Here is a 5,684-nt window from a genome sequence, read left to right on the forward strand (position 1 = left end):
CGTGCCCGGTCGCCGCCGCCGAACTGCTGCCCGAACGGGCCCTGGCCGGCGACGCCGAGGCCCGCCGCCGGCTGCGCCACGACGTGTACGCGACGCTGGCCCGCTCCGGCGGCGAGCTGCTGGAGACGCTCGACGCGTTCTTCGCCGCCGGCGGCACGCTGGAGAGCGCCGCCCGGGCGCTGTTCGTGCACCCGAACACGGTGCGCTACCGGCTCAAGCGGATCGCCGAGGTGACCGGTTTCTCGCCGCTGGCCCCGCGCGACGCCTTCGCGCTCCAGGTCGCGCTGACGGTCGGTAGGTTGGACCCGGTGGTACCGGCAGTCGCACCCGTCCCGAGTCAGACAGCGAGCGCAGGGGGCCGGAAAACCACCCAGAGCGGCGATGATCGCCACCGATCTTTGTAGGTTTCCTCTAACTCTTCTAGTGCGGTTTCGTGCCGTGCGTTACAGCGCGACCCGCGAGTATCCGTCAGAGTCGTACACGTGCTCGCCGTACTCTCCCCCGGACAGGGCTCGCAGAAGCCCGGCTTCCTGACCCCCTGGCTCGACCTCGCCGGCGTCGAGGCACGCCTGCGGTGGTGGTCGGCGCTGGCCGGCGTCGACCTGGTCCACCTCGGCACCCGGGCGGACGCGGACGAGATCAAGGACACCGCACGCACCCAGCCGCTGCTGGTGGCCGCCGCGCTGCTCGCCGCCGAGCACCTGCCGATGCACGACGTCGGGCTGGTCGCCGGGCACAGCGTGGGTGAGCTGGGCGCCGCCGCCCTGGCCGGGGTTCTGCCCGCCGAGGCGGCCGTGACGCTCGCCGGCGTACGCGGCCGGGAGATGGCCGCCGCCTGCGCGCTCGAACCGACCGGGATGGCCGCCGTGCTCGGCGGCGACCCGGACGAGGTGCTCGCCGCGCTCCAGGCCCACGGACTGCACCCGGCCAACCGCAACGGCGCCGGGCAGATCGTCGCCGCCGGCGCGGTCGGCGGGCTGGAGAAGCTGGCCGCCGAGCCGCCGGCCCGGGCCCGGATCATCCGGCTCCAGGTGGCCGGCGCGTTCCACACGCCGTACATGGCTCCGGCCGAGGCCGCGCTGGCCGGGGTGGCCGCCGGCGTGACCGCCGCCGACCCCACCCGGATCCTGCTGTCGAACCTGGACGGCGCACCGGTCGGGCACGGCCGGGAGACGGTGCGGCGGCTGGTCCGGCAGGTGACCGCCCCGGTCCGCTGGGACCTGTGCATGCGCTCCCTGGCCGACCTCGGCGTCACCGGCGTGGTCGAGCTGCCGCCGGCCGGCACCCTGGCCGGCCTGGTGAAGCGAGAGCTGAAGGGCGAGGGCGCGCCGGAGATCGTCACCCTGAACACCCCCGACGACCTGCCCGCCGCGCGCGCCCTGATCGCCCGGCACGGCGGCGTCGTCGCCCGCCCGCCGGCGTCCCGCTTCCGGGTGGTGGTCTCCCCCGCCGCCGGCGCCTTCCGGCCGGTCGCCGAACTGGCCGAGGGCGCCGAGCTGCGCGCCGGCCAGGTCGTCGGCCACGTCACCGGCCGGCAGGGGCCGGTCGAGGTGACCGCGCACGACAGCGGGCCGCTCACCGAGTGGCTCGCGCACCACGACGACCCGGTCGCACCGGGCCAGCCCCTCGTCCGCATCGGAGGATCGCACTAAATGGCCGGCAGCCGGATCGCCGCGATGGGGCACTACCAGCCCTCACGCGTGGTCACCAACGACGACCTCGCGCAGATGGTCGACACCAACGACGAGTGGATCCGGGACCGGGTCGGCATCGTCACCCGGCGGATCGCCGGCGACGAGACGGTGGCCGACATGGCCACCGCCGCGGCCGGCAAGGCGCTGGCCAACTCGGGCCTCACCGCCGCCGACATCGACCTGGTCGTGGTGGCGACCTGCACGTCCGTGGACCGCAGCCCGAACGTGGCCTGCCGGGTCGCGGCCAAGCTGGGCATCACCGCGCCCGGGGCGTACGACGTCAACACCGCCTGCTCGGGCTTCGCGTACGCGCTGGGCACGGTGGACCACGCGATCCGGGCCGGCGCGGCGCGCAACGCGATCGTGGTCGGCGCGGAGAAGCTCTCCGACTTCACCGACTGGACCGACCGCTCGACCTGCATCATCTTCGGTGACGGCGCCGGCGCGGCGGTGGTCACCGCGACCGCCGACGACGAGCCGGCCGGGATCGGGCCGGTGGTGTGGGGTTCCGCGCCGGAGAAGAGCGACGCGGTCCGGATCGAGGGCTGGCGGCCGTACATCGCCCAGGAGGGGCAGTCGGTGTTCCGCTGGGCCACCACCGCGCTGGCCCCGCTCGCTCTCCAGGCCTGCGAGCGGGCCGGGGTGGACCCGTCGGAGCTGGCCGCGTTCGTGCCGCACCAGGCGAACGCCCGGATCATCGACGGCATCGTCAAGCGGCTGAACATCCCGGACGCGATCATCGCCAAGGACATCGTCGAGTCCGGCAACACCTCGGCGGCGAGCATCCCGCTGGCCCTGTCCAAGCTGGTCGAGCGGCGCGAGGTGCCCTCGGGCGCCCCGGTGCTGCTGTTCGGCTTCGGCGGCGGCCTGACCTACGCCGGTCAGGTCGTCCGCTGCCCCTGATGACCCCCTCGGGCGCGCACGCGCTCCAGGTGCGGTGTCCGGCGTCGCCGGGCACCGAGAACCCCCCGATGAGAGGAACCAACCGCAATGACCCGTGACGAGATCACCGCCGGCCTCGCCGAGATCCTCGAAGAGGTTGCCGGGGTGAACCCGGACGACGTGGCCGAGGGGAAGTCCTTCACCGACGACCTCGACGTCGACTCGCTCTCCATGGTGGAGGTCGTGGTGGCCGCCGAGGAGAAGTTCGGCGTCAAGATCCCGGACAACGAGGTGCAGAACCTCAAGACCGTCGGGGACGCGGTCAGCTACATCGAGGCGCAGTCCTGATCATGAGTCGCCCCGACGTCGTCGTCACCGGGCTCGGCGCGACGACCCCGCTCGGCGGGGACGTCGCGTCGACCTGGGACGCCATGCTCGCCGGCCGCTCCGGGGTGAGTGCGCTCACCCAGGAGTGGGCCGCGCAACTGCCCGTCCGGATCGCCGCCCAGCTGGCGGTGGACCCGGCCGAGGTGCTGGACCGGGTGAAGCTGCGCCGGCTGGACCGCTCGGAGGCGATCGCCATCATCGCCGCGCGGCAGGCCTGGGCGGACGCCGGGCTGGCCGACGGCGGGCCCGACCCGGAGCGGTTGGCGGTCAGCGTCGGCTCCGGCATCGGCGGCGCCACCACCCTGCTCGCCCAGGACGACATCCTGGAGGCGTCCGGCCCGCGACGGGTCTCCCCGCACACGGTGCCGATGCTGATGCCGAACGGTCCGGCCGCCTGGGTCGGGCTGGAGCTGGGCGCCAAGGCCGGGGTGCACTCGGTCGCCAGCGCCTGCGCGACCGGCGCGGAGGCGATCGCGCTGGGGCTGGACATCATCCGCGCCGGCCGGGCCGACGTGGTGGTGGCCGGCGGCACCGAGGCGGTCATCCACCCGCTGCCGATCGCCGGGTTCGCCTCGATGCGGGCCATGTCGACCCGCAACGACGACCCGGAGAAGGCCTCCCGGCCGTGGGACAAGGGCCGGGACGGCTTCGTGCTCGGCGAGGGCGCGGGCGTGGTGGTCCTGGAGCGGGCCGAGCACGCCGCCGCCCGTGGCGCCCGGGTGTACGCGCGCCTGGCCGGCGCCGGCATCACCTCGGACGCGTACGACATCGTGCAGCCGCACGCGGAGGGCGAGGGCGCGATCCGGGCCATCGCCCGGGCGGTCGCCGACGCGGACGTGGCCCGCACGGACATCGTGCACGTCAACGCGCACGCCACCTCCACGCCGGTGGGCGACATGCTGGAGATCGGCGCGCTGCGGCAGGCGGTCGGCGACCATCCGGTGCTCACCGCCACCAAGTCGATGACCGGGCACCTGCTCGGCGCGGCCGGCGCGCTGGAGTCGATCGCCACCATCCTGGCCATCCGGGACGGCGTCATCCCGCCGACGATCAACCTGGACGACCCGGACGACGGCATGAGCCTGGACGTGGCCGCGCACAAGGCCCGGCACCTGGAGATCCCGGCCGCGCTGAACAACGCGTTCGGCTTCGGCGGTCACAACGTGGCGCTGGTCTTCACCCGCCCCTGAGCCGCCCTGATGTAAGGAAGGGCCCCGGAGGGGCCCTTCCTTACATCAGGCGCGGTTGCGGGGGTGCTGGCATGCGGTCCGCTCGTTGCCGCGCCGGTAGTTGCCGGTCCACCGGGCCATCACCAGCTGCGGGTCGTCCTCGACCTCGGCCAGGAACTGCGCGGCCCGACCGCCGCGCAGCGTGCCGGCGACCCGCCCGTGATGCGTGATCACCACGGTGCCGTCGGCCCGCTCGACGTAGCGGAAACCGTGTGCTGGCTCTCCCATGGGCGCTCACCCTGCCAGCCGGATGCCCGGTGCCGCATCCGGTTTCCGCCGCCCGGGGTGTTAAGCGGGGCCCCCTCCTCTACCGGAGGCGTTAACAGGGGGCCCCTCCTTGCACCTCAGGCGCCGCAGGTGGTGGCCGGCAGGCCGGGGACCGGCACCGGGGAGCGGCCGGTCGGGCGGGCCTTGCCGGCGAGCACCGCGGCCAGCGCGGTCATCGAGGCGCGGGTGGACGAGTAGGTGGCCAGCACCGTCGGCGACTTCGCCCCGGACAGCACGTACGGGGTGTCCATCGCCACCGTCACGTCGGCGTCGGCCCGCAGGTCCTTCGCGCCGTCGCCGTACCCGACGAGGTGCACCACGGTGCCGCCGGACGGCACCACCTTCACGCCGGCGGCGGTCAGCGCCTCGGTCAGTACGGCCCGGGTGCGGTCCCGGCCGCCGGAGGAGGTGACGCTGACCGGCCCGGGCACCGGGCCGCCGCAGCGGCCGCGCAGCACGGTCACCGCGGCGGCGGCCAGGTCGGCGGCGGCCCTGCGGTGGTCCGCGCCGTCGAGCGTGCCCAGCGCCGGCTGGGCGTGCCCGGCCAGCTGGAACTTCATGGTCAGCACCCGGGTGACCGCCTCGACCAGGCGGGTGCGGGGCAGCGAGCCGTCCTTGAGCGCGGCGCGCAGCCCGTCGTACGCCTGGCCCACGTTCGGGGTCATCAGGATGAGGTCGTTGCCGGCGTTGAGCGCCCGGACCGCGGCCTCGCCCGGCGACCACTTCTTCGCCGGGGCCATGTTCATCCCGTCGGTGACCACCACGCCCCGGAAGCCGAGCTGGCCGCGGAGCACGTCGGTGAGCAGCTTGCGGGAGAAGGTGGCCGGGGTGCCCGGGTCGACGGCCTTCACGTTCAGGTGGGCGGACATGACCGCCATCGCGCCGGCGTCGATCCCGGCGCGGAAGGGCGGGAACGCGGTCCGGTCCAGCACCGCCCGGGACTGGCCGACCACCGGCAGCTCGGTGTGCGAGTCGGCGGCGCTCAGGCCGTGCCCGGGGAAGTGCTTGACGGCCGCCGCGACGCCCTCGGCCTGCAGCCCGCGTACCGCGCCGGCCACCTGCGGGGACGCGGTCGCCGGGTCGGCGCCGAAGGAGCGCGAGCCGATCACCGTGCTGCGGGTGGCCAGCACGTCGGCGACCGGGGCGAAGTCCATGTTGATCCCCATCGCGGCCAGCTCCGCGCCGGCGGCCCGCCAGGCCGCCTCGGTCAGCGCCGGGTTGCCGG

7 protein-coding genes are annotated in these 5,684 nt (G+C 74.8%); 5 read left to right on the forward strand and 2 right to left on the reverse strand.

Features of this window, described 5'->3' with window-relative positions:
* From HUW36_RS24200 to fabF, 5 genes are all read left to right on the forward strand, one after another.
* On the forward strand, positions 1 to 404 hold a 404-nt coding region (locus tag HUW36_RS24200; protein ID WP_174530281.1), incomplete at its 5' end, for a PucR family transcriptional regulator.
* Between the two features lie 78 nt (positions 405 to 482).
* On the forward strand, positions 483 to 1,652 hold the full coding sequence (locus HUW36_RS24205) for an acyltransferase domain-containing protein (RefSeq protein ID WP_174530282.1): 1,170 nt from the start codon (positions 483 to 485) through the stop codon (positions 1,650 to 1,652).
* Positions 1,653 to 2,597 (forward strand): beta-ketoacyl-ACP synthase III, encoded by a 945-nt coding sequence (locus tag HUW36_RS24210; RefSeq protein WP_174530283.1) that lies wholly within the window; start codon positions 1,653 to 1,655, stop codon positions 2,595 to 2,597. It begins immediately after the preceding gene.
* A gap of 87 nt (positions 2,598 to 2,684) precedes the next feature.
* Positions 2,685 to 2,924, forward strand: coding sequence for an acyl carrier protein (locus HUW36_RS24215; protein WP_007072348.1), 240 nt, complete (start codon positions 2,685 to 2,687; stop codon positions 2,922 to 2,924).
* Positions 2,925 to 2,926: 2 nt separating this feature from the next.
* A complete protein-coding gene (fabF, locus tag HUW36_RS24220; RefSeq protein ID WP_174530284.1) occupies positions 2,927 to 4,153 on the forward strand; it encodes a beta-ketoacyl-ACP synthase II in 1,227 nt (408 codons plus the stop codon).
* 45 nt (positions 4,154 to 4,198) lie between these two features.
* Here the strand turns inward: fabF and HUW36_RS24225 are convergent, their stop codons facing one another.
* Both HUW36_RS24225 and HUW36_RS24230 read right to left on the reverse strand, forming a co-directional pair.
* Complete coding sequence (locus HUW36_RS24225; RefSeq protein ID WP_174530285.1) at positions 4,199 to 4,420, reverse strand: hypothetical protein; 222 nt, start codon at positions 4,418 to 4,420, stop codon at positions 4,199 to 4,201.
* A gap of 116 nt (positions 4,421 to 4,536) precedes the next feature.
* On the reverse strand, positions 4,537 to 5,684 hold a 1,148-nt coding region (locus HUW36_RS24230), incomplete at its 5' end, for a glycoside hydrolase family 3 protein (protein ID WP_174530286.1).

Origin of the sequence: Micromonospora maritima, assembly GCF_902825405.1 — a bacterium.
Classification (GTDB): Bacteria; Actinomycetota; Actinomycetes; order Mycobacteriales; family Micromonosporaceae; genus Micromonospora; species Micromonospora maritima.